Here is a 19,888-nt window from a genome sequence, read left to right on the forward strand (position 1 = left end):
CGGCCACGCGCCGGGCCGCGTCCAGCGCGCGGCGCGCGGCTGCTTCATTGTCTTCGGAATAGAGGCCGAGGCAGCCATGGCTGATGCGTCCGCGCCGCTCGACATCGGTCATCTCCACCGTGACCATGCCGGCGCCGGACATGGCCAGGTTCATCCAGTGGTAGAGATGCCAGTCGCTGGCCGAGCCGTCCTCGGCGGAATACTGGCACATCGGCGCCACGGCGATGCGGTTGGGGAAGGTGAGCCCATCGAGTGTGATCGGCTGGAAAAGCGATGTCGTCATGAACAAACTCCGGGGAGGGGAATGCGCTATTTAGGCAATGGCACCCTTCCATACCACACACGAGACAGTGAAGCGTGCTGGACCAATCGCTGGCCCGATTGCGCCTGTACCGGTTCGCGGCTACGCCTGCCTCCGCCAGCAAGCATCGAGGTGTCAGATGGAAGACCGCATTCGTATCCGCTCGGAAGAGATTCTTTCCAACGACTGGGCGGTCCTGAAGAAGACCGTGCTCGACTACCGCCGGCGTGACGGCCAATGGGAGACGCAGATTCGCCAGACTTATGATCGCGGCGACGGCGCGGTGATCCTGCCCTATGACCCCCGGCGTTCGACCGTGCTTCTGGTGCGTCAGTTTCGCTATCCCGCCTATGTCACCGGCCACCGCGAACCGCTGATCGAGGCCTGTGCCGGGCTGCTGGACGAAAACGATCCGGAGACCGCCATCCGCAAGGAAGCCGAGGAAGAACTGGGTTACCGGTTGAACAAGATCGAGCGGCTGTTTTCGCCTTATATGAGTCCCGGCAGCGTGACCGAGCGGCTCTGGTTCTTCATCGCGCGCTATTCGCCCGCCGACCGGATCTCGGCCGGTGGCGGCGCACCCGACGAAGGCGAGGACATCGAGGTCCTGGAAATGCCGCTCGACGAAGCGCTGGCCGGCATCGCCGATGGCCGCATCATCGATGCCAAGACCATCATCCTGATCCAGCATCTGAAGCTGAACCCGATGGCGGCTTGATCAGAGACCGAGGGATTCCAATTCAGCCCGCATGATCCAACAGGCGGGTGGTTGCTGCGCTGCGATGATGTTCGGAATTAACGCGATCGATGCCTTCGACGGTGATGGCGAACGTCCCGTTTTCTGTTCTGGCTATCCAGCCCTTCGCTTTTAGATACCAGAGGTGAAACTCGAGGTGCTCACGCGGACAGCCTGACATTCGTTCGAGCTCATCGTCGCCAATGCCAGGATTGTTGACGTCCTGTCGGCGTTTTACATAAAGCAGTGAGAGCACTTTGGCTTGAAAGACCGAATCGCGATCGAGGTTGTTGGTGTTGCTCGCCTGATCGGTCAGTTCGGCCCGGAGGTTCAAATGGGCCTTGTATTGAATATCGTATTGCGCACGCTTGACCGGATCCTTGAGCGTGTTGTGAGCCTCCAGGATATCGCTGAAGCGTGACTCGTTGCCGGTGACCTGGTTGTCGGGGTGGTAGCGCATGGCAAAGTGACGAAAAATGCGCTCTATCGTTTCCGAATTGGCATTCGGACTGATTTCCAGCATTTCATAGAAGTCAACGAACATACCGGGTTCCCCATGCCATGCATTTTCGACTGTCTCTGCCGCACAGGTGACAACCTTGGCGATGACTATAGGGTATATATTTCACGATTTAATAATATGACGAGCGTACGACAAGCACAGGATTTAAGCGAAAAACGTCGGACCTTTGCGTCCTGAGCCGCAGACTTTAGTCTGGGAGCATTTCGCTCGTCGGAGGCGGCTTGCATGACTGATAAACCTTCTGACCCTCCGGTAGAGCGTCGAACGCACCTGCGTGAGGTGGTTTTGAAGGACGCGTTCATAATCACGCAGGACGGCGAAATAGGCTGCGCCGTCAGAAATCAGCATGAGCACGGCGCCGAGTTGCGTGTCGCCGCGGGGGCAAAAGTGCCAGATAACTTCCGGCTGCGCGTACCGTTGGACGGCGCGACCTATCGAGCGGAAGTGCGGTGGAGAAAAGGCGAGCGGCTAGGCATCCAGATCCACGGCAATTTCTCGCTGAAGATTAGATGATAAGGGGAGGCGGGTTTGGTAATCCGGGTACGCGTACGAAGGAAACGAGGTTCGATCGGGGAAACTTGCTCCAGTTCGGTTGGCAGGTTCATCTCTCGGCCCGTCCCTTTGTATCCCCGACCTTGCACCGGGTACCCGCGAACTGTTCTAAATGCATTTTTGTATAAATATTCAAAGTGGTCGGACGACGGGCGTCGAACCCGTACGGTCGCTCCGATGCTGCCTTAGCGCAAACCCATAGATTTATAGATTTCATGGCGAGTTATTTCAACGATAGCCCAATCGAGACTGCCGAAGATGATCGCTACGGTATGGCCGGATTTGCCATGTCGATTGCGAACAGCATCTTGCGTATCAAGAATCCGGTCGGAACCACTATTGCGCTTAACGGACCATGGGGTTCCGGCAAAAGCAGCGCCGTCAACCTGATTAGATCCGCCCTTCGTGAGCAGAAGGATGACGGACTTGTCGTCACTGATTTTAAATGTTGGTGGTACCGCGGAGAGGAGGCGCTTGCCTTGGCATTTCTTCAAAACCTCAACGGCGTATTGCGGGCCAGTTTGGGGAATAAGGTCAAGGATCTTGTTCCGCGCCTTACACAACGCCTACTGCAAGCTGGCCCGGTCATCGGCACTGCTGTGTCTCTCGCAAGTGGAAACGCGTGGGCGACGCTGATTCCTGGGGTATCTAAATTTGCCAGCATCTTCTTTCCTGACGGCGAAACTGTCGAAAAGACCTTTCGCAAGTTGGCTGAAATCCTGGAGAAGGAGGAGCGTCGGTTCCTTGTCGTCATTGATGACATCGACCGCCTTAACCCCGAGGAAGCGATCGCCATATTCCGTCTGGTAAAGTCCATCGGTCGTTTGCCCAACGTGATGTATCTCTTGGTTTTCGACCGCGAATTGGCGGAAAAAGCGGTGCTGGGACGCCATCCATCTGAAGGCCCGCATTTCCTTGAAAAGATCATACAGGCCGGTTTCGAACTACCGGCACCCCTTCCAACTGATTTGAACAATGCCGTACTGACAGCAATCACCGATGTTTGCGGTGAGCCAGTTGAGGCGCAGGTCGTCAGGATCATGAACGTTTTTTATGATGTGGTTGCGCCCCACATAACGACGCCTCGCCACGTAGCCCGCTTTCACAATGCAATAAGCGTGACCTGGCCAGCTATCGCGGGCGAAGTGAGCCTCGCCGACTTCATCGCACTAGAGACGCTGCGCCTATACGAACCGGGCCTATTTAAGGCGATAAGATCAAACAAATCCGAGGTCTGTGGCGTACGTGACAGAGGGTCGCGCAACTACGACCAGCAGAAGCGGTTCGATCTATTCTTGGATGAGGTGCCGGAAGTCCGTCATGAACTGGCAAAAACCGCGCTGCAAAGGCTGTTTCCGAAGCTTGAGGAGATGGGATACGGCTATGAGTGGATCGCCGAATGGGATGCTGACCGAAGGGTGTGCGTCGAGGCCCATTTCGACACCTATTTTCGACTGTCCCTCAGCGATGAGGCCCTTTCTTCGAAGCAGATCAACGAGCTCGTAGAGCGCGCGGACGATGCCAATTTCATAAAGGAGCAGCTTCGCCATGCCGCGAAGAGCGAGCGCCGAAACGGACGCTCAATGGTGCCGGTCTATCTCGACGAACTGAGGACCCACGCAAAGCAGATCGAAAAATCGAAGGCCGAGTCGTTTCTACGGACGCTTTTCGAGATCCATGACGAGATCGATTTAGAAAAGGATGCTGATCGCGGCTTTAATGGCATGGGTAACACGAGCCTGAGGGTTCATTGGCTCATTCGCCGCCTTACCCGCGATAGGTTCACGTTGAACGAGCGTAGCGATCTCTATCTCGCGGTCCTCCCATCGGCAGCGCTGGGTTGGCTGGTTGATTTCGTTTCGTCAGCCCGTCGCGACCACCTGGGCGAACGGCAGGGCGGGCCAACACGGGAGGAGGATTGTCTTGTCACCAAAGAAGCGATCGAACCAATTACCGCTATTGCCCTTCGTGCCGTTCGCGGCGCTGCAGGTGACGGATCGCTGCTTCAGCATCCGGAACTTATGTACATACTATACCGCTGGCGTGACTTTCTCGACAACGATGCAAAGGAAGTGCGCGCATGGACGGACGAGCGGATTAAAGAGGATAGCTCGCTGGTAGCCCTCGCTCGTGAGTTGACGGGAAAATCGTACTCGTTCGGCATGGGCGGGTTCGGCAGCCTGGGCGATCGGGTATCGAAAATGACTGAGGTCGCTCATATCGGCGACGACACAGATGTTATTGATCCGCAGGCATTCCGCCGGGCGCTGGAACGGGTCGTCGAAGAGGCTAAGCTTGATCCTGAGTCTTTGAAAGTCATACGTGTGTTTCTCGACGCTTGGGACCGTAAGCGATCAGGTGAACGGGATTAGATTAGATTCCCGTGTTGCCCCTGCTGCCATCAGGGCAGCCGAGATCAAGGCAAAGGTCGAGCTGGTGCGGACGACGGGAATCGAACCCGTACGATCAGAGATCGAGGGATTTTAAGTCCCTTGCGTCTACCAATTCCGCCACGTCCGCAGGCCAGCCCTTTTCAGACGCCAGACAAAGCCCGTCAAGTCGTGTTCTGCGCTGCCCGAACGCGCAACCCAGAGGAGGTCGCGTAACGATACTGGCGCGATCACGGAATTATCCGCGCCGCGGGCGTGGGTAAATATCTCGGCGGCGGACTTGATCCGCCATGGCCGGCGCCTCTCAGGCCCAACCCATCCCCCCGCCCACTTGGGGGCGCCGGCCGCCCCCACATCCGGCAAGACAGGTCTGCGCGCTGCTTGTCCAGCAACGACGCCGGTGCCACGTTCAGAACTTGTAGCTGAGATTGATGCCGACCGTGTTCAGTTTCACGCTCTGATCACGATCGTTGAAGGGGGCTGGTGCCTCGTGCTTCTCTGAGCCGAAATCGTAATAGCGATATTGCGCGCCGACGACGAACTTGTCGGTCAGCGCGTAGTCGACGCCCGCGCCCACGGTCCAGCCGACATTTGTGCGCGTGTTGTCAAACCCTGGCCCCGAGGTCTGCGACGTCTCGATGTCGGCAAAGGCTATGCCGCCGATGCCGTAGACCAGCAGGCGGTCCATGGCGAAGCCGGCCTTGGCGTTGACCGACCCGAACCACTTGATTTCGGTGCCGAATGTGTCTCCCAGGACCGATTGCGCCGTGCCGTCCACCGAGGAATAGTTGAGGTCCGCTTCGGCGCCCAGCACTGCCTGATCGAACTGCCAAAGGCCGGCGACATGGCCGCCGACGAACCCGCCGTCGACGTCGGGCCTGATGGAAAACGGCGCGCCTTCCATTGTGGTGATCTCGGAGCGGCCCCAGCCATATCCCGCCTGCAGGCCAGCATAGTAGCCGGTCCAGTCGAAGCCAGGCGCGGTCATCGGCACGTCGACTGTCGCGTCGGCAGCGAAAGCCGGCACGGACAGGACGGCAAGAAAACCGGCACTTGCGACCATCAGGCGATACATCGAGCCCCCCGAGAAGAGTCAAATATCCTGGATCGGAACATAACCTGATCTGCGGCAAAACGGAATCGGATTTCTGCAAAGGTGATTGGGGCGAGGTCGAGCGCATCGCCGAGCGGATTTCAGCCGGCAACGCCAAGGTCGAAGTCGGCCTGAAACCCGAGTAGTCCGGCAATCTCCAGGCAAAACCAACCTTCCTCGCTGGCCAAAACGCCGTCAGCTTGGCACAGTCGGGGAAACAGGAGTCTTTGATGGCCAGGAAGCCCCCCGCCCGCGCGACGAAACCCAAACCGTGGACCGAAATGGCGACCGATCTGGTCGATGTCGCGATGGGCCGCAAACCCGCCGATCTCGTCATCCGCAACGGGCGCTGGGTGAACGTCCATTCGGGCGAGATCATCGCCGGCACCGATATCGCTATATCGGGCGGCCGCTTCGCCTATTGCGGGCCGAATGCCAGCCACACGATCGGGCAGGGCACCAAGGTGGTCGACGCGGGCGGACGCTACCTCGTGCCCGGGCTTTGCGACGCGCACATGCATGTCGAGAGCGGCATGGTGACGGTCACCGAATTCTGCCGTGCCGTCATCCCGCACGGAACCACCTCGATGTTCATCGATCCGCACGAGATCGCCAATGTGCTGGGCCTGCCGGGCGTGCGGCTGATGCATGACGAGGCCGTGGCCATGCCCATCAACGTGCATGTGCAGATGCCGTCCTGCGTGCCCTCGGCGCCTGGGCTCGAACATGCCGGCGCCGAACTTACGGTCGCCGATGTCGCGGAAGCGATGGGCTGGGAAAACATCATCGGACTTGGCGAGGTGATGAATTTCCCGGGCGTCGCCGCCAACGATCCGGTGATGTCGGGCGAGATCGCCGCGACGGTCAAAGCCGGCAAGACGGTTGGCGGGCATTATGCCTCGCGCGATCTTGGTCTGCCGTTCCACGGCTATGTCGCCGGCGGACCCGAGGATGACCACGAGGGCACGCGCGCCGAGGACGCAATCGCCCGCGTACGCCAAGGCATGAAGGCAATGCTGCGGCTGGGGTCTGCCTGGTACGACGTTGCCTCGCAGATCAAGGCGGTGACGGAAAGCGGCATCGATCCGCGCAACTTCATCCTGTGCACCGACGACAGCCATTCCGGCACGCTGGTGCATGAGGGACACATGGACCGGGTGGTGCGCCACGCCATCAGCCAAGGTCTGAAGCCCGTGACCGCGATCCAGATGGCAACGCTCAACACCGCCCTTCATTTCAAGCTGGAACGCGAGATCGGTTCGATCGCGCCGGGAAGGTTGGCCGACCTGCTGATCGTCTCCGATCTCGCCGCAATGAGCATCGACGAGGTCTATGCGCGCGGCGTCAGGCTGGCCAAGGGCGGCAAGCTCGACATCGATATGCCGGCCTATGATTATCCGAAGACGGCGAAGAACACCGTCAAATTGGGCAAGAAACTGAAGGCCGGCGATTTCGATATCGCGGCACCCAAGGGCGCCAACGAAGTGCGGGTGCGGGTGATCGGTGTAATCGAGAACCAGGCACCGACGCGCGCGCTGGAGGCCGATCTGCCGGTCGAGGACGGATTGGTCGCCATGGATCGCCGCAACGACGTCTGCCAGATCGCGCTGGTCGAGCGGCACCGGGGCACGGGTGGCGTCACCAATGCCTTCGTCTCCGGTTTTGGTTACATGGCCGACTGCGCCATGGCTTCCAGCGTCGCCCATGACGCCCATCACATCATCTGCGTTGGCACCAACAAGCAGGACATGGCACTGGCCGTGAACCGGCTGGGGGCAGTGGGTGGCGGGGTTGTGCTGTTCTCCAAGGGCAAGGAACTGGCGCTGGTCGAAATGCCGATAGCCGGGCTGATGTCGGACGAGCGCGCCGAGATCGTCGCTGCCAAGGCTGAGAAACTGACCGAGGCGATGCGCAAGATGGGCTGCTCCCTGAACAACGCCTATATGCAGCACTCGCTGCTGGCACTGGTGGTCATTCCGGAGTTGAGAATTTCCGACGTCGGGCTGATCGACGTAACGACGTTCCAGAAAGTCGATCTGTTCGTCTGAGCGTCCGCTCTTGGCTGCTCACCCGCCGGTGGCGATGGTCAGCACCTTGAACGGCGTCGTGATGATGACTTCGGCAGCCGAGCCGACGACCTTTCCCAGGCCCTGACCGATATCGGTGAGCTGTGCGGGGTCCTCGTCCGCGGCGAGGCCCGCCGGCGTGCGCAGCCTATCGCCGAGCAATTGCACCAGGAACGGGTTGTCGGCGAATTTCGCGTGGTTGAGGCCGCCGTCGCCGCCCTTGGTCTTGGTCAGGTCGACCACCGACACGCCATAGGAGGCGAGGTCGGCGGCATTGCCATAGTCGCCGACGCGCGGTTTGTCGCCAGAGATGAACGAGGATAATTTGAGAGCCCGGTCGTCGCCTGAAAGCAGCACGGCGAACGGCTTGTCGGGCTTGCCATAACGGATCATCTGCTTCTTGAACACGTCGACGTCGATATCCGGTGAGGCAAGGATGACATAACCCAGCTTGCCGCCGAGATCGCGGTCGCCGGTGATGGCGAGCTGGCGCAGCGCCTCCATCGTCAACCAGGTCCCCATCGAATGGGCAATGATGTCGATACTCTTGACCTGCGTCTTGGCGAGCATCCTGAGCGTTGCCTCGAGATCGTCACGGGCGGCGGTGGAACTGTCCTTGTCGTAGATATAGCCCGTCGTCTTGGCGCTCGACGCCCACGAGAACAGCACCGACGTACCCGGATATTTCGTGTCGTGGGCGATCTGCGTCAGCCGGTAGATGCCGTCGTCGAAACCATTGTTGAAGCCATGCACGAAAACCAGCGCACGATCGCCGCGCATGGCGATGTCGGCGCCGACCGCCTTGGCGAATTGCGGGGCGCCTTCGTAGAAGGTGACATCCCTGGCTGTGAAATCCTTGGCCGGGTTGCTGTTGGCCGAACCCTTGGCGCGCTCGATGTTGCCGACCTGATGGCTCTTCGGAACCGTGACGTCGACCCGCGCGAAACTGGTGGTCAGGGAACGGTCGCCGTCGAAGACCTGTCGCGGATCCTTCGCCGCCTTCTGGCGGGTGGTGGCGACAAATATTTCATGGGTGGCCGCAATATCGGATGCCGGCACGGTGACCGTCGTCTTGTTGAGCAGATCATGCGCATTTCCAGCGCAGCCAGCGACCAGCAGCGCGAACGCGACGACACCATGACTCTTCAAGCGCAAGGCCACGCGTCGGCTCCCGCATAAGGGGACGTCAAACGCATGACGTCGCTCGATACTCCGATAAGGCCAGAGACGGGCGCGGTCCAGTTCAAAGTAGGCCAATGGTTCGGCGACGGTGAACAGGCACGGCGAAAACCGCGGCGCCGCATCTACTGTCCAAGCAGGCTGATGCGGTCGGTCACGTCCCGGTCGCTGGCGAAACCATCGTCCTCGCGCAGCCGCTGGCCGATCATCTTCACCAGTGCCGGGTTGTCGGCGAATTTCGTGTGGTTGAAGCTGTCGCTGCCTTTGACCTTGGAGAGGTCCACGACCGTCACGCCGTAGGAGGCAAGTTCGGCGGCATCCTTGTAATCGCCGACGCGCGGCCGCGAGCCGGCGATCAGGCCGGACAACCTCAGCGCGCGGTCGTCATCCGACAACAGCAGGATGAACGGCTTGTCGGGCTTGCCGTAGCGGCGCATCTGGCTCTTGAACACATCGACATCGATGTCGGGAGAGGCCAGCACCACATCGCCAAGCTTGCCGCCAAGATCGCGATCGCCGCTGATGGCCATCTGGCGCAGCGTTTCCATTGTCACCCAGGTTCCCATCGAATGGGCGACAATGTCGATGCGCCGCGCACCGGACTGCTGCAGCATTCGCAAGGTCACTTCGAGCTGGTCGCGAGCGGCACTGGCGCTTTCCTTGTCATAGACATAGTCGGTGGTCTTGGCGCCCGAGGCCCAGGAAAACAGCACCGGCGTCCCGGGATAGCCGGAATCATGGACAATCTGGGTCAAGCGGTAGACAGCGTCGTCGAAGCCGGTGTTGTAGCCGTGGACGAAGACCATCACGCGGCCGCCGCGCGCCGCTATGTCGGCGTTGAGCGCGCTGGAGAATTTCGGCTGGGTGTCGTAGCCGACGACCTCGGAAGCCATGAAGTACTTTGCCGGATCGTCCGACTTGCCGCGTGAACGCCGCTCGATCTGGCCGGTCGTGTGGAGCCCCGGAACGGTGACGTTGACGCGGGCGTAGTTGAGCGTCGCCGAGCGTTCGCCGTCGAAAACCTTGTTGGGGTCGTCGGAGGGCTTGCGGGTCGTGGCAATGAAGATCGAGTGGTTGCCCGCGATTTCCGTCACCGGCGCCGACATGACCGCGCTGCCGAGCAGTTCCTCGGTTTTGCGGCCGCCGCAGCCCGCCACCAGCAGCGCAAGCGCAAGAATGCAAATCGTCTTCAAATGCACGATAAAATTCCACTCGAGCCCAAACAAGGGCCGTCCACCCTCCGCGATATCTCCCCAGCAGGCCAAGTGCGGCGGAAGTAAGTCGTGTCCAGCCGAAATGCGGTCGGCGCCTCGCGACGGCCTTCGCACTGTTGCGCGAAAGCCAAAGCGGCAGCAAGGCCGTAACGCCGCAGAGGGCAGGCGCCTGCATCTCGGCCGGATGTCGAATTCAGGCGCCCAATGCGCGGCTCGGCTCGATGCGAGAAAACATGAACAAACGTCCCCAAGTGCTTGCTAGCATTTCGGGACGGCGCCGTTGCGGGCGCGGGCTCGACCGGGCAAGGTCTTGCCGGGCCGGATGTGTAATAGGGTTATTGTCTAACTCGCCCGCGGGCGATCCCGGGATGATCTTGTCATGACCAGCTTTTCCTCGCGCGTCGCCACCGCCGCCTCTGCGATCCGCCAGATCTTCCCGGAGACACCGCTGCAGGAAAATGACTATCTGTCGAAAAAGACCGGCGCCCGGGTGCTGTTGAAGCGCGAGGATTTGAGTCCGGTGCGCTCCTACAAGATCCGCGGCGCCTTCAACTTCTTCCGCAAGGCGCTTGGCGAAGGCAACCAGGCCGAGCTGTTCGTCTGCGCGTCCGCCGGCAACCATGCGCAGGGCTTTGCCTTTGTCTGTCGCCATTTCGGCAAGAAGGGCGTGGTCTTCATGCCGGTGACGACCCCGCAGCAGAAGATCGACAAGACCAGGCTGTTTGGCGGCGACTTCGTCGAGATCAGGCTGGTCGGCGATTTTTTCGACGACTGCTATCGCACCGCCTTCGAATTCACCGAGAGCTCCGGTGCCCACATGGTGCCGCCCTTCGACCACAAGGATATCATCGAGGGCCAGGCGACGGTCGCCTATGAGATCGCGGACCAGATGCCGGGCGCGCGCATGCCCGACATCGTCATGCTGCCGGTGGGTGGCGGCGGTCTGGCTGCCGGGGTGACGCACTATTTCGCCGATCAGGGCCGTGAGGCCCAGTTCGTCTTTTGCGAGCCGGCCGGCGCGCCGAGCCTGCGCGAGAGCCTTGCGGCGGGAAAACGGCTGAAGCTCGCCAAAGTCGACAACTTCGTCGACGGCGCGGCGGTCGCCGAGATCGGCCGCGAACCTTTGCGCTATCTCAAGGAGTTTGCCGCCGACAGCGTGCGGTTGGTCCCGGAAAACCGGCTCTGCGCGACCATAATCGAGATGCTCAACGTCGAAGGCGTGGTCCTGGAACCCGCCGGCGCGCTGGCGATCGATGCGCTGAAGGATTTTTCCAGGAAGGAAATCCGGGGCAAGACCATTGTAGCGGTAGTATCAGGTGGCAATTTCGATTTCGAGCGGCTGCCGGACGTCAAGGAACGGGCGCTGCGCTTCGAAGGCCTGAAGAAATATTTCATCATCCGCTTTCCGCAGCGGCCGGGCGCGTTGCGCGACTTCCTCGACATGCTGGGTCCGGATGACGATATCGCCCGCTTCGAATATCTGAAGAAGTCGGCGCGCAATTTTGGCTCGGTTCTGATCGGCATCGAAACCAAGGATCGGCGCAATTTCGACCTGCTGAAGGCGAATTTCGAGGCCGAGGGCGTCCAGTATCAGGACATCACAGACAATGAGACATTGGCGGGTTTCATAATATGAGCGGAAAGATCTTCATCGCGCTGTTTTCCGGCATCAATGTCGGCGGCAACCGCATCGTCAGGATGGCGGAGTTGCGGTCGTTCTTCGAGGGTCTCGGTTTTTCCGATGTCTCCACCTACGTGCAGAGCGGCAATGCCGTATTCCGCGCTGACAAGGGCGACGCCGCCGCGCTGACCAAACAGATCGAGGCGGCTTTCGAGGAAAAATGGGGCTTCCATTCGCGCATCATGGTGCGCGATTTCGAATGGTTCGAACGGCTGGTGCGCGAAAATCCCTATCCGGAAGCGGCCGCTGATCACACGAAGCTCCACGCCTATGCGCTGGAGCGTGAGCCGACCGCCGATGAGGTGGCGCGGTTGGCGGAAAAGTGCACGGGCCCCGAGCGTTTCGAGGTCAAGGGCGATGTGCTCTATCTCAGCGCGCCGGACGGGCTCGGCAAATCGGTGTTCGCCAGCCTCATTCCGCGCACGTTGAAAGTGCCGGGCACGGCCCGCAATTGGCGCTCAGTGCTGGCGCTGCTGGAAATGGCGCGCAAGTCCGGAAGCGATTGATCCAGGCGTCTCGCCGGAAATGCGCGGCAACAGGCATGAACGAACTACGCCGCCTCGGCGCGTTTCCAATCGAAGGCCAGTTCTTCGCGGAACGCAAAGCGTTTGATGTGGTCGGCAACGACGCTTTCGAGGCGCTCGATCGAAGCGGACTCGTCGGTCGAAACCGTGATGTGCAGCGCTGCCCCGTCGGCGTCCATGACCGTGCGGCCGAGCGAAAGGTCGATGACGCCGTGATTGGGGTCGAACTCGACGGGAAACTTGTGCGCCCAATGTTTGCACAACTGCTGCAGATAGCGGCTTGCGTGCGCCGTGGAGACATTGGCGTGGCTGGTCGGCATGAAGGGTTCTCCGAAACTATCTCAAGACGTGGCGCTGCTCTTCAGGGCAGGCGCCATAGGCGCATAGATAGGCACAACCTGGCGAAACACCATGGAGTGGCCGCCGGCCACTCGAAAAGGTGATCGATTACCAGCTTCCGGTATTCGCCATCGACGCCCACGGTTCCGCCTTGGCCTTGGCCGGACCTTTCTGCAGAAGCTCGATCGAGATGCCGTCCGGCGACCTGATAAAGGCCATGTTGCCGTCGCGCGGCGGCCGGTTGATGGTGACGCCATTGTCCATCAGTCGCTGGCAGGTGGCGTAGATGTCGTCGACCTCGTAGGCGAGGTGGCCGAAATTGCGCCCGCCCTTGTAGTCTTCCGGATCCCAATTGTAGGTCAGCTCGACCAGCGGCGCCTTGTCGGCGATGCCGCTCTGCTCGTCTTCCGGAGCGGCCAGGAAGATCAGCGTGAAGCGGCCCTGCTCGTTTTCATAGCGGCGAACTTCCTTCAGCCCAAGCTTGTTGCAATAGAAATCGAGCGAGGCATCGACATCGGCGACGCGGACCATGGTGTGCAGATAGCGCATGTGTTTTCCTCGATCTGTTGGGTTGCGGCGCAACATAGGGTCGGCCCGGTCAAAGGGCAATCGCCGGGGTCAGGCAGCGCCGGCAAAGAACAAATCCGGTATTCCCGCAATGAACCGTGAAAAAAGGCACGTCAGGTCTTGCACATACCGGAAGCCGCGGTGTTAATCTGGTGTCAAGAATCAGTTGCGGTGTTCTTGAATAAAGGGGGCATTCTTATGGGGGAAAAGGCCTCTTTGACGGGGCGGGCCAATACCCTTGGCGACGCCTTGACGCGCGACGAGGGCGGCGACGCCGCCGACCTCGCCGAAATTGCCGGCGCCATCAAGTGGTTCGATGTGGCCAAGGGCTATGGCTTCATCCTTCCGGATGACGGTGTTTCGGGCGATATCCTCCTCCATGTGACTTGTCTTCGACGGGACGGCTTCCAGACAGCCTTGGAAGGCGCGCGCGTGGTCTGTCTTGTGAAGCAGGGCGAGCGCGGGCTGCAAGCCTTCCGTGTGCTTTCCATGGATGTCACCACTGCCGTCCATCCCGCGGAAATGCAGGAACAGCGCACCCATGTCTCGGTGACGCCGGAGAGCGGGCTCGAACGCGCTCTGGTCAAATGGTTCAACCGCACCAAAGGGTTTGGCTTCCTGACGCGCGGCGAGGGCACCGAGGACATTTTCGTTCATATGGAGACCTTGCGCCGCTACGGCATCACCGAGCTTCGGCCGGGGCAGGTCGTACTTGTCCGTTTCGGCCGCGGTGACAAAGGCCTTATGGCTGCCGAAATTCACCCCGATATGGGCACCTTGCCGGTCTCGCACTAGGGCGATCCGGCCGAGGATTTCATATGAGACACAGGAACGGGCTGACGACGGGCGTGGTATGCGCTGTGGCCGCCGTCATAGTCGCTGCAGCCGCATTCTTCTATTTCCAGGTACCCAGCGCGGCCGATGGCCGGGCGATGATCCTTCCGGTCGATCCCGCGCCGCTGGTGGTTGTGACCAAGAATGGCAAACGCTCCTTCTCGATCGAAGTTGCCGATACAGAGGCCGAGCGGGAAGCCGGCCTGATGTTTCGCGAGGACATGGCCGCCAATCATGGCATGCTGTTCGTTTTCGACGAGACACGCGACGTCAGTTTCTGGATGAAGAATACGCCGATGCCGCTCGATCTGATCTTTGTCGGTCAGGACGGCAGGATCCGCGCGATCAAGCAAGGCGAGCCGCAGTCGGAGGCAATTGTTTCGCCGGGCGAGCCGGTTCGCTTCGTGCTCGAACTCAAGGCTGGCACTGCCGCCAGGGACGGCATCGCGGATGGCGACCTGCTGCGCCATCCGGCGATCGGCACGGCACCGGGTCCTGGCATGCCGCCCGCGGACAAGGGCGATTCTCCGAACGTCGATTCTGATTGAGCGCCGGGACCGCCTTCCGATGCAGTTTTTTTCCCATGGCGGGTTCGATCTAGCCTTCCTCGACCGCCAACCGGCATCGGGCGAGGGCGATCCGGTGCTGATGATCCATGGCTTCGCCTCGAGCCACTATGTCAACTGGGTGTCGCCCGGCTGGTTCAAGACGCTCAATGATGCCGGCTATCGCGCCATCGCCTTCGACAATCGCGGCCACGGCTCGTCATCCAAGAGTTACGACGAGGCCGATTATACACCCGCGAAAATGGCTTCGGATGCCGCTGCCTTGCTCGATCATCTCGGCATCGAACGGGCCCATGTCATAGGCTATTCGATGGGCGCGCGGATTGCTGCCTTCCTGGCACTGTCCGACCCGGACAAGGTGGCGACGCTGGTCTTTGGCGGCCTCGGCATCGGCATGATTGACGGCGTCGGCGATTGGGATCCGATCGCCGCCGCTCTCCTTGCCGAGGACCCGGCCGCGACCATCCATCCACGCGGTCGCGCTTTTCGCGCCTTCGCCGACCAGACCCGCAGCGACCGCCGGGCGCTTGCCGCCTGCATCGTCACCTCACGGGAATTGCTTGGTGAAGAGGATATCGCCCGCATAGCCCAGCCGACGCTGGTCGCGGTCGGTACCACCGACGACATTGGCGGATCGCCGGACGAGCTTGCGGCGCTGATGCCCAACGCCAGGGTCTTCCACATCGAGGGCCGCGACCATATGCTGGCCGTCGGGGACAAGACCTTCAAGCAACGGGTGCTGGAGTTCTACGCCGAAAATCCGCTCTGAGGGGCCGGTTTCTGGGGACGAGGCGCCTCGGATTCCGAAACTAAGCTACGTCAAGGCTTGCAGCGACCGCGCAATGTTCAGCCTTGCCTGCGGTTCGAAGCGCTGCCGGAACTCCTGCGTGTGAAAAATATGCGATCGGGCAAGGAAGGTCTTCAGCACTGCACCGCGGCCGGCACGCCACATCGGCTCCTCCACCCAGCCATATTCGCGGCGGACCGCGCGTTCATAGGCGTCGAACGCCTCAGGCGCGGCACCCAGGATCGACAGATCCATGTCGAGAAACAGGCTGGCGTCGCGTATCGCCGCCACGTCGTCGAACAGCGGCAACTGGTGTGTGGCGGTGGCGAGGATCATAGCGCTGATGCGGCCCAGGCGGCCGGCATCGATGCGGCCGGCGAGCTTTTGCTCGGCGAGGGCGGCACTTCGCGCCTCATTGTCCCTGGCCCTGCTGTCGTAGATGGCGTCGTGGAACCAGATCGCCGCTTCGACCGCTTCGGGGTCGTCCAGAAGCGTTCGATAGTCACCGGCCAACGCCAGCATCGCGTCGATATGGGCGAGGTTGTGGTAATGGCGGCTGGTGGCCTGATAGAGGACCGAAAGTTCGGTTTTCAGGACGTCGTCGATCAAGGGTTCGTTTTCCATGGCTGCTTGAATTCCCGCGAACCAAATCCATTTGACACAGCACTAAGGAAAATTGAGTTCAATCGTGCTATGATCTGGCTTATATGTGCGGCCCCGATGACAGCAGACTAGCAGGACGCAGGACGAGACGTCGATGAACAGCATCAGCATTTCCCGCCACAGCGCGTTGCAGCCGGTCGATCCGATCTGGCGTTCGATCCGCGACGAAGCGATGGAAGCGGTCAACCGCGACCCGCTTTTGGCCGCGTTCCTCTATTCGACGATCCTCAACCAGGAGAGCCTGGAAGAGGCTGTCGTTCACAGGATCGCGGAGCGGCTTGCCCATCAGGATATCGGCTCCGATCTCATCCGCCAGACCTTCAAGTCGATGCTTGCCGACGATAAGGACTGGCCAACCACGGTGCGCGTCGACATCCAGGCCTATTATGACCGCGACCCGGCTTGCGACCGGTTCATCATGCCGGTGCTCTATTTCAAGGGCTTTCACGCCATCCAGACCCATCGGCTTGCGCATTGGCTGTGGAACCACGGCCGCAAGGATTTCGCGCTCTACCTGCAGAGCCGTTCGTCCGCGGTCTTCCAGACCGATATCAATCCGGCCGCGCGCATCGGCAAGGGTATCTTCATCGATCACGCCACCGGCCTCGTCGTCGGCGAGACCGCGGTGATCGAGGACGATGTGTCCATCCTGCACGGCGTGACGCTGGGCGGTACCGGCAAGGCCGGTGGCGACCGCCATCCCAAGATCCGCCATGGCGTGCTGATTGGCGCCGGCGCCAAGATTCTCGGCAACATCGAGGTCGGCCATTGCTCCAAGATTGCCGCCGGATCGGTGGTGCTGTCGCCTGTGCCGCACAACAAGACGGTTGCCGGCGTGCCGGCCCGCGTGGTCGGCGAGACCGGTTGCGACCAGCCTTCGCGCCAGATGGATCAGCTTCTGCCGTCACAGAAGATGGACCACGTGATCAGTTTCGATATCTGATTTGCTGGCAGTTGCCCCGCATGATTGCGATTTGCCCGGTGGTGCTGCCGCTTCCGGTGCAATAAGGCCGGCTTGCCTTTACATCGCCATTGTCGACGTGCCAGAAGCGCCGTTCAAACGAGCAAGCCGATGATCGGAGAAGACTGTTGAAGCCGGACGAAATCAGAAAGCTGGACGCCTATTTCAAGCGCGTCTTCCAGAACCCCAAACTTGAGGTCAAGGCACGGCCGCGCAAGGAAGATTCGGCCGAAGTCTATGTCGGTGACGAATTCCTCGGCATCGTCTTCAAGGACGAGGACGATGGCGACTATAATTTCTCGATGGCGATCTTGGACATCGACCTGGCCTGAGCTAGCAATGCCACGGCAGGCCGCGTCGAGCGCGGCCGGGCCGCTTTCAGCCCGTCAATGTCCGGTCTTCAGGATTCGCCCCGCCTCGGCCGCGATCGCCGCATCGAGCGTCTGCCAGTCGCCAAGGAATTCCTTCGGGAAGCGATAGGTAAGGCTGAGATCATCCCCGACATGGATGTCCCGCTCGCAAGGAGCCAGCGATTCGCCGGCGCTCGGCCCGCTGAGGCAGCGGGCCACGAAGGGGTCCTTGCCCCCACGCTTGCCGACGACCAGCACCTCGTTCAGATAGCCTGATTTCTCATTGAAGCCGTAGACCGTCGTGTCGCCAGGTCCTGGAGTGCCGGGCTGGACGATCAGCGCGCTGTAGATCGGCCCGAACCGGCCGCTCATGTCGCGCGACATCATCTGCTGCTCGAAGGACAGGAAGATGATGTTCCTGTTGGACCCGGCGTGATTGAAATCATCGCGCGACGCCTCGCTGTAGCCGTCCATCTGGGGATAGCGCAAATAGAGGTCGAGGCGCGAGGCGATGCCGTCGCGCCGGGCCTGCTCGAACCGGATGAAATTGGCTGGCACGGTGATGATGTTGTTGCCGATCACCACCTCGCGCACGGTCGCGTCGTCGGTGTAGCCGGCCATGGCAATGGAACGGCCGAACCATTTGCCGCCAAGGCTGATGACTATCGACAGCAACGCAAGTGCGGCGAACGCGTAGAACACCCGCTTCATCAGCATGGAATCGACCACGGTGAGTTCTGGGCCGTCGGCGACCGCTGCCTGCTTCATCTCGGTCCTCATCCATCTGGGTGTCCCTCGACGGCACACATCGCACGGCACGGCTCTTGCTGCCGTCCTGAAACGACTGTGCGATTTCATGGTAAATGGAGGGTTAATGTGGCCCAGATGGAGCTCTTGCTGTTCGCTTTTGTCGTCGGCCTGACGGTTTGCGGGCTGACCGGTTCGACAATGGAACTGGTATCGGGTCGCAAGGTCGCCTTCACCGAGCCCTATGTGTCGCCCTCGCATGTGCTGCGCTCGCTGGCTGCCACTGCCGGCGCCGGGCCGTTCATGCTGGTCAACGATGCCCTTGATGCGCGGCGCCAGAACCGCATTTCGACAGCGGCGCTCTTGTCATGCGGCTGCACCGCTATTGCCTGGTCCCTGGCGCTGGGCATTGTCGTGCTCGCCATTGCTTCATGGGCGGTCCGTCTCCTAGGGTTTCCAACCTGAGACGATTCGGAGACCGACAATGCCGCTTTATGCGATCGATGGAACGGAGCCGAGCTTCGCCGACGCGGACTCGAACTGGATCGCGCCCGATGCCACGCTGATTGGCGACATCAGGATCGGCCGCAATGCGGGCTTCTGGTTCGGCGCCGTTATCAGGGGCGACAACGAGCCCATCGTCATCGGCGCCGACACCAATGTGCAGGAACATGCCGTCATGCACACCGATCCCGGCTTTCCGTTGACCATCGGACAGGGCTGTACGATTGGTCATCGCGCCATGCTTCATGGCTGCACGATTGGTGACAACAGCCTGATCGGCATGGGCGCCATCGTGCTGAACGGCGCCAGGGTCGGCAAGAATTCGCTCGTCGGCGCTGGCGCCCTGGTCACCGAAGGCAAGGAGTTTCCGGACAATTCGCTGATCGTCGGTTCGCCGGCCAAGGCGATCAGGGTGCTGGACGACGCGGCGGTCGAGCGGCTGCGAGCCTCGGCCGCGCACTATGTCGCCAACGCCAGGCGCTTCAAGGCGGGGCTGAAGAAGGTCTGAACTCTCGGCCGACGCACACCTTCGGCCACCGGTCGCGCTTATGGTCCCCGGCTACCCGCTACGCGCTCGGCCATGGCTGCTCGTAGCAGCGACGTGCCCAGCTCGAATCCTGCAATCTCTGCTTCTTCAAGGGCTGTCGTACAGTCGTCGATACGGGTCCTTAACGAAGGGTCCGCGCCGCCGGCAAGAAGCAGGCGGATCGCCTCCGCGTCGCGCGTGGCGACGGCGTAGTGGAGCGGTGTCCAGTCGTTGACGCCCCGCATGTCCGGATCGGCGCCGTGATCGATCAGGATGCGAATGATGTCGAGCTTGTCCGCGCGCTCGGTGGACAACGCCGCGATGATCGAAGGAAATCCGGCGTGATCTTCGTAGTTCGGACTGGATCCGGCCTTGATCAGCGTTGCGATAAACGCGAGAGGGCTCCAGTAGATCGCGTATTCCAGCGGATGGCCAAGACCGAGCTCGAACGGCATGTGCTCGTCGAACCAGCCGGGCGAATCGCCCAAGCCGAGTCCGTCGAAGTCCCCTGCCTTGAAGGCATCGTCGATCGCCTTGAACAGCCGGTGGCGCTCGCATCGATCTTCCGGGATTTCCAGCATCGGCCATGATCCAGAAGGCAGAATTGACGACTGATGGTGCCTCGATCTCCTACCTGTGGAAATGTGTATCACGGTGTACTAGGGCGTAGTGACGATTTAACGGGTTGGGATTCCCAAGGAAGGGCAAATCAGATTCAACGCTGATTTTTGGAGGTCAGCGATGGACTGCGATGCGCTTCGAGAGGATCAGTGGGAACGGATCAA

General features: G+C 60.9%; 23 protein-coding genes and 1 tRNA gene. 13 read left to right on the forward strand and 11 right to left on the reverse strand.

All coding sequences use genetic code 11. The annotated features are described in order from the left end of the window. Positions 1–283 (reverse strand): oxidoreductase (locus tag O7A61_RS23395; RefSeq protein ID WP_442921104.1); only part of this gene is annotated, 283 nt, incomplete at its 3' end. Between the two features lie 157 nt (positions 284–440). Here O7A61_RS23395 and O7A61_RS23400 point away from each other — a divergent pair. After that, the gene (locus tag O7A61_RS23400; RefSeq protein ID WP_027145497.1) at positions 441–1,019 is read left to right on the forward strand and encodes an NUDIX domain-containing protein; all 579 of its coding nucleotides are present in this window, start codon (positions 441–443) and stop codon (positions 1,017–1,019) included. A 22-nt stretch (positions 1,020–1,041) separates the two neighbouring features. Here the strand turns inward: O7A61_RS23400 and O7A61_RS23405 are convergent, their stop codons facing one another. Then, the gene (locus tag O7A61_RS23405) at positions 1,042–1,581 is read right to left on the reverse strand and encodes a J domain-containing protein (protein WP_337131818.1); all 540 of its coding nucleotides are present in this window, start codon (positions 1,579–1,581) and stop codon (positions 1,042–1,044) included. A gap of 204 nt (positions 1,582–1,785) precedes the next feature. Between O7A61_RS23405 and O7A61_RS23410 the strand changes: the two genes are divergently transcribed. Both O7A61_RS23410 and O7A61_RS23415 read left to right on the forward strand, forming a co-directional pair. Next, the gene (locus O7A61_RS23410; protein WP_027145499.1) at positions 1,786–2,073 is read left to right on the forward strand and encodes a PilZ domain-containing protein; all 288 of its coding nucleotides are present in this window, start codon (positions 1,786–1,788) and stop codon (positions 2,071–2,073) included. Positions 2,074–2,327: 254 nt separating this feature from the next. After that, positions 2,328–4,484: a KAP family P-loop NTPase fold protein gene (locus O7A61_RS23415; RefSeq protein WP_337131819.1), complete on the forward strand. Its 2,157-nt coding sequence runs from the start codon at positions 2,328–2,330 to the stop codon at positions 4,482–4,484. A 62-nt stretch (positions 4,485–4,546) separates the two neighbouring features. On the opposite strand, the gene O7A61_RS23420 is transcribed toward O7A61_RS23415, so the two are convergent. Both O7A61_RS23420 and O7A61_RS23425 read right to left on the reverse strand, forming a co-directional pair. Beyond that, a tRNA-Leu gene (locus tag O7A61_RS23420) sits at positions 4,547–4,632 on the reverse strand. A gap of 279 nt (positions 4,633–4,911) precedes the next feature. Continuing rightward, positions 4,912–5,577: an outer membrane protein gene (locus tag O7A61_RS23425; protein ID WP_337131820.1), complete on the reverse strand. Its 666-nt coding sequence runs from the start codon at positions 5,575–5,577 to the stop codon at positions 4,912–4,914. A 248-nt stretch (positions 5,578–5,825) separates the two neighbouring features. Between O7A61_RS23425 and ade the strand changes: the two genes are divergently transcribed. After that, positions 5,826–7,643 carry an adenine deaminase gene (gene ade, locus O7A61_RS23430; RefSeq protein ID WP_337131821.1) on the forward strand — a complete coding sequence of 606 codons (1,818 nt, stop codon included), beginning with the start codon at positions 5,826–5,828 and terminating at the stop codon, positions 7,641–7,643. Between the two features lie 18 nt (positions 7,644–7,661). On the opposite strand, the gene O7A61_RS23435 is transcribed toward ade, so the two are convergent. Then, the gene (locus O7A61_RS23435; RefSeq protein ID WP_337131822.1) at positions 7,662–8,822 is read right to left on the reverse strand and encodes an alpha/beta hydrolase; all 1,161 of its coding nucleotides are present in this window, start codon (positions 8,820–8,822) and stop codon (positions 7,662–7,664) included. A gap of 143 nt (positions 8,823–8,965) precedes the next feature. Next, positions 8,966–10,039: an alpha/beta hydrolase gene (locus O7A61_RS23440; RefSeq protein ID WP_337131823.1), complete on the reverse strand. Its 1,074-nt coding sequence runs from the start codon at positions 10,037–10,039 to the stop codon at positions 8,966–8,968. 394 nt (positions 10,040–10,433) lie between these two features. Between O7A61_RS23440 and ilvA the strand changes: the two genes are divergently transcribed. Both ilvA and O7A61_RS23450 read left to right on the forward strand, forming a co-directional pair. After that, a complete protein-coding gene (gene ilvA, locus O7A61_RS23445) occupies positions 10,434–11,690 on the forward strand; it encodes a threonine ammonia-lyase IlvA (protein WP_337131824.1) in 1,257 nt (418 codons plus the stop codon). Continuing rightward, positions 11,687–12,241: a DUF1697 domain-containing protein gene (locus O7A61_RS23450; RefSeq protein WP_337131825.1), complete on the forward strand. Its 555-nt coding sequence runs from the start codon at positions 11,687–11,689 to the stop codon at positions 12,239–12,241. The genes ilvA and O7A61_RS23450 overlap by 4 nt, the downstream gene beginning before the upstream one ends. Positions 12,242–12,285: 44 nt before the next feature. On the opposite strand, the gene O7A61_RS23455 is transcribed toward O7A61_RS23450, so the two are convergent. Together O7A61_RS23455 and gloA are read right to left on the reverse strand one after the other, a co-directional pair. Further along, a complete protein-coding gene (locus O7A61_RS23455; protein WP_027145506.1) occupies positions 12,286–12,579 on the reverse strand; it encodes a DUF2218 domain-containing protein in 294 nt (97 codons plus the stop codon). Positions 12,580–12,706: 127 nt separating this feature from the next. After that, positions 12,707–13,147 carry a lactoylglutathione lyase gene (gene gloA / locus O7A61_RS23460; protein WP_027145507.1) on the reverse strand — a complete coding sequence of 147 codons (441 nt, stop codon included), beginning with the start codon at positions 13,145–13,147 and terminating at the stop codon, positions 12,707–12,709. Positions 13,148–13,363: 216 nt separating this feature from the next. On the opposite strand from gloA, the gene O7A61_RS23465 reads away from it, so the two are divergent. The 3 genes from O7A61_RS23465 to O7A61_RS23475 are packed head-to-tail and all read left to right on the forward strand — an operon-like array spanning position 13,364 to position 15,334. Next, positions 13,364–13,960 carry a cold-shock protein gene (locus O7A61_RS23465; protein WP_032935881.1) on the forward strand — a complete coding sequence of 199 codons (597 nt, stop codon included), beginning with the start codon at positions 13,364–13,366 and terminating at the stop codon, positions 13,958–13,960. A gap of 23 nt (positions 13,961–13,983) precedes the next feature. After that, positions 13,984–14,547 carry a DUF192 domain-containing protein gene (locus tag O7A61_RS23470; RefSeq protein ID WP_140503494.1) on the forward strand — a complete coding sequence of 188 codons (564 nt, stop codon included), beginning with the start codon at positions 13,984–13,986 and terminating at the stop codon, positions 14,545–14,547. A gap of 19 nt (positions 14,548–14,566) precedes the next feature. Beyond that, entirely contained in the window at positions 14,567–15,334 is a 768-nt protein-coding gene (locus O7A61_RS23475) for an alpha/beta fold hydrolase (protein ID WP_337131826.1), read from the forward strand. 45 nt (positions 15,335–15,379) lie between these two features. Here O7A61_RS23475 and O7A61_RS23480 read toward each other — a convergent pair whose 3' ends face one another. After that, complete coding sequence (locus O7A61_RS23480) at positions 15,380–15,976, reverse strand: HD domain-containing protein (RefSeq protein ID WP_337131827.1); 597 nt, start codon at positions 15,974–15,976, stop codon at positions 15,380–15,382. A 133-nt stretch (positions 15,977–16,109) separates the two neighbouring features. On the opposite strand from O7A61_RS23480, the gene cysE reads away from it, so the two are divergent. Both cysE and O7A61_RS23490 read left to right on the forward strand, forming a co-directional pair. Continuing rightward, positions 16,110–16,958, forward strand: a complete 849-nt coding sequence (gene cysE, locus O7A61_RS23485) for a serine O-acetyltransferase (protein ID WP_140503499.1) — start codon at positions 16,110–16,112, stop codon at positions 16,956–16,958. A 146-nt stretch (positions 16,959–17,104) separates the two neighbouring features. After that, positions 17,105–17,308 (forward strand): DUF3126 family protein, encoded by a 204-nt coding sequence (locus tag O7A61_RS23490; RefSeq protein ID WP_006200852.1) that lies wholly within the window; start codon positions 17,105–17,107, stop codon positions 17,306–17,308. A gap of 54 nt (positions 17,309–17,362) precedes the next feature. On the opposite strand, the gene O7A61_RS23495 is transcribed toward O7A61_RS23490, so the two are convergent. Then, positions 17,363–18,094, reverse strand: a complete 732-nt coding sequence (locus tag O7A61_RS23495) for a hypothetical protein (RefSeq protein WP_337131829.1) — start codon at positions 18,092–18,094, stop codon at positions 17,363–17,365. A gap of 117 nt (positions 18,095–18,211) precedes the next feature. Between O7A61_RS23495 and O7A61_RS23500 the strand changes: the two genes are divergently transcribed. Further along, positions 18,212–18,538 carry a DUF6949 family protein gene (locus O7A61_RS23500; protein ID WP_442921105.1) on the forward strand — a complete coding sequence of 109 codons (327 nt, stop codon included), beginning with the start codon at positions 18,212–18,214 and terminating at the stop codon, positions 18,536–18,538. A gap of 19 nt (positions 18,539–18,557) precedes the next feature. Continuing rightward, complete coding sequence (locus tag O7A61_RS23505; protein ID WP_337131831.1) at positions 18,558–19,085, forward strand: gamma carbonic anhydrase family protein; 528 nt, start codon at positions 18,558–18,560, stop codon at positions 19,083–19,085. Between the two features lie 38 nt (positions 19,086–19,123). Here O7A61_RS23505 and O7A61_RS23510 read toward each other — a convergent pair whose 3' ends face one another. Next, the gene (locus O7A61_RS23510; protein ID WP_337131832.1) at positions 19,124–19,684 is read right to left on the reverse strand and encodes an ankyrin repeat domain-containing protein; all 561 of its coding nucleotides are present in this window, start codon (positions 19,682–19,684) and stop codon (positions 19,124–19,126) included. Positions 19,685–19,888 lie beyond the last annotated feature (204 nt).

It is taken from the genome of Mesorhizobium sp. Cs1321R2N1, assembly GCF_037179725.1.
GTDB lineage: Bacteria > Pseudomonadota > Alphaproteobacteria > Rhizobiales > Rhizobiaceae > Mesorhizobium > Mesorhizobium salmacidum.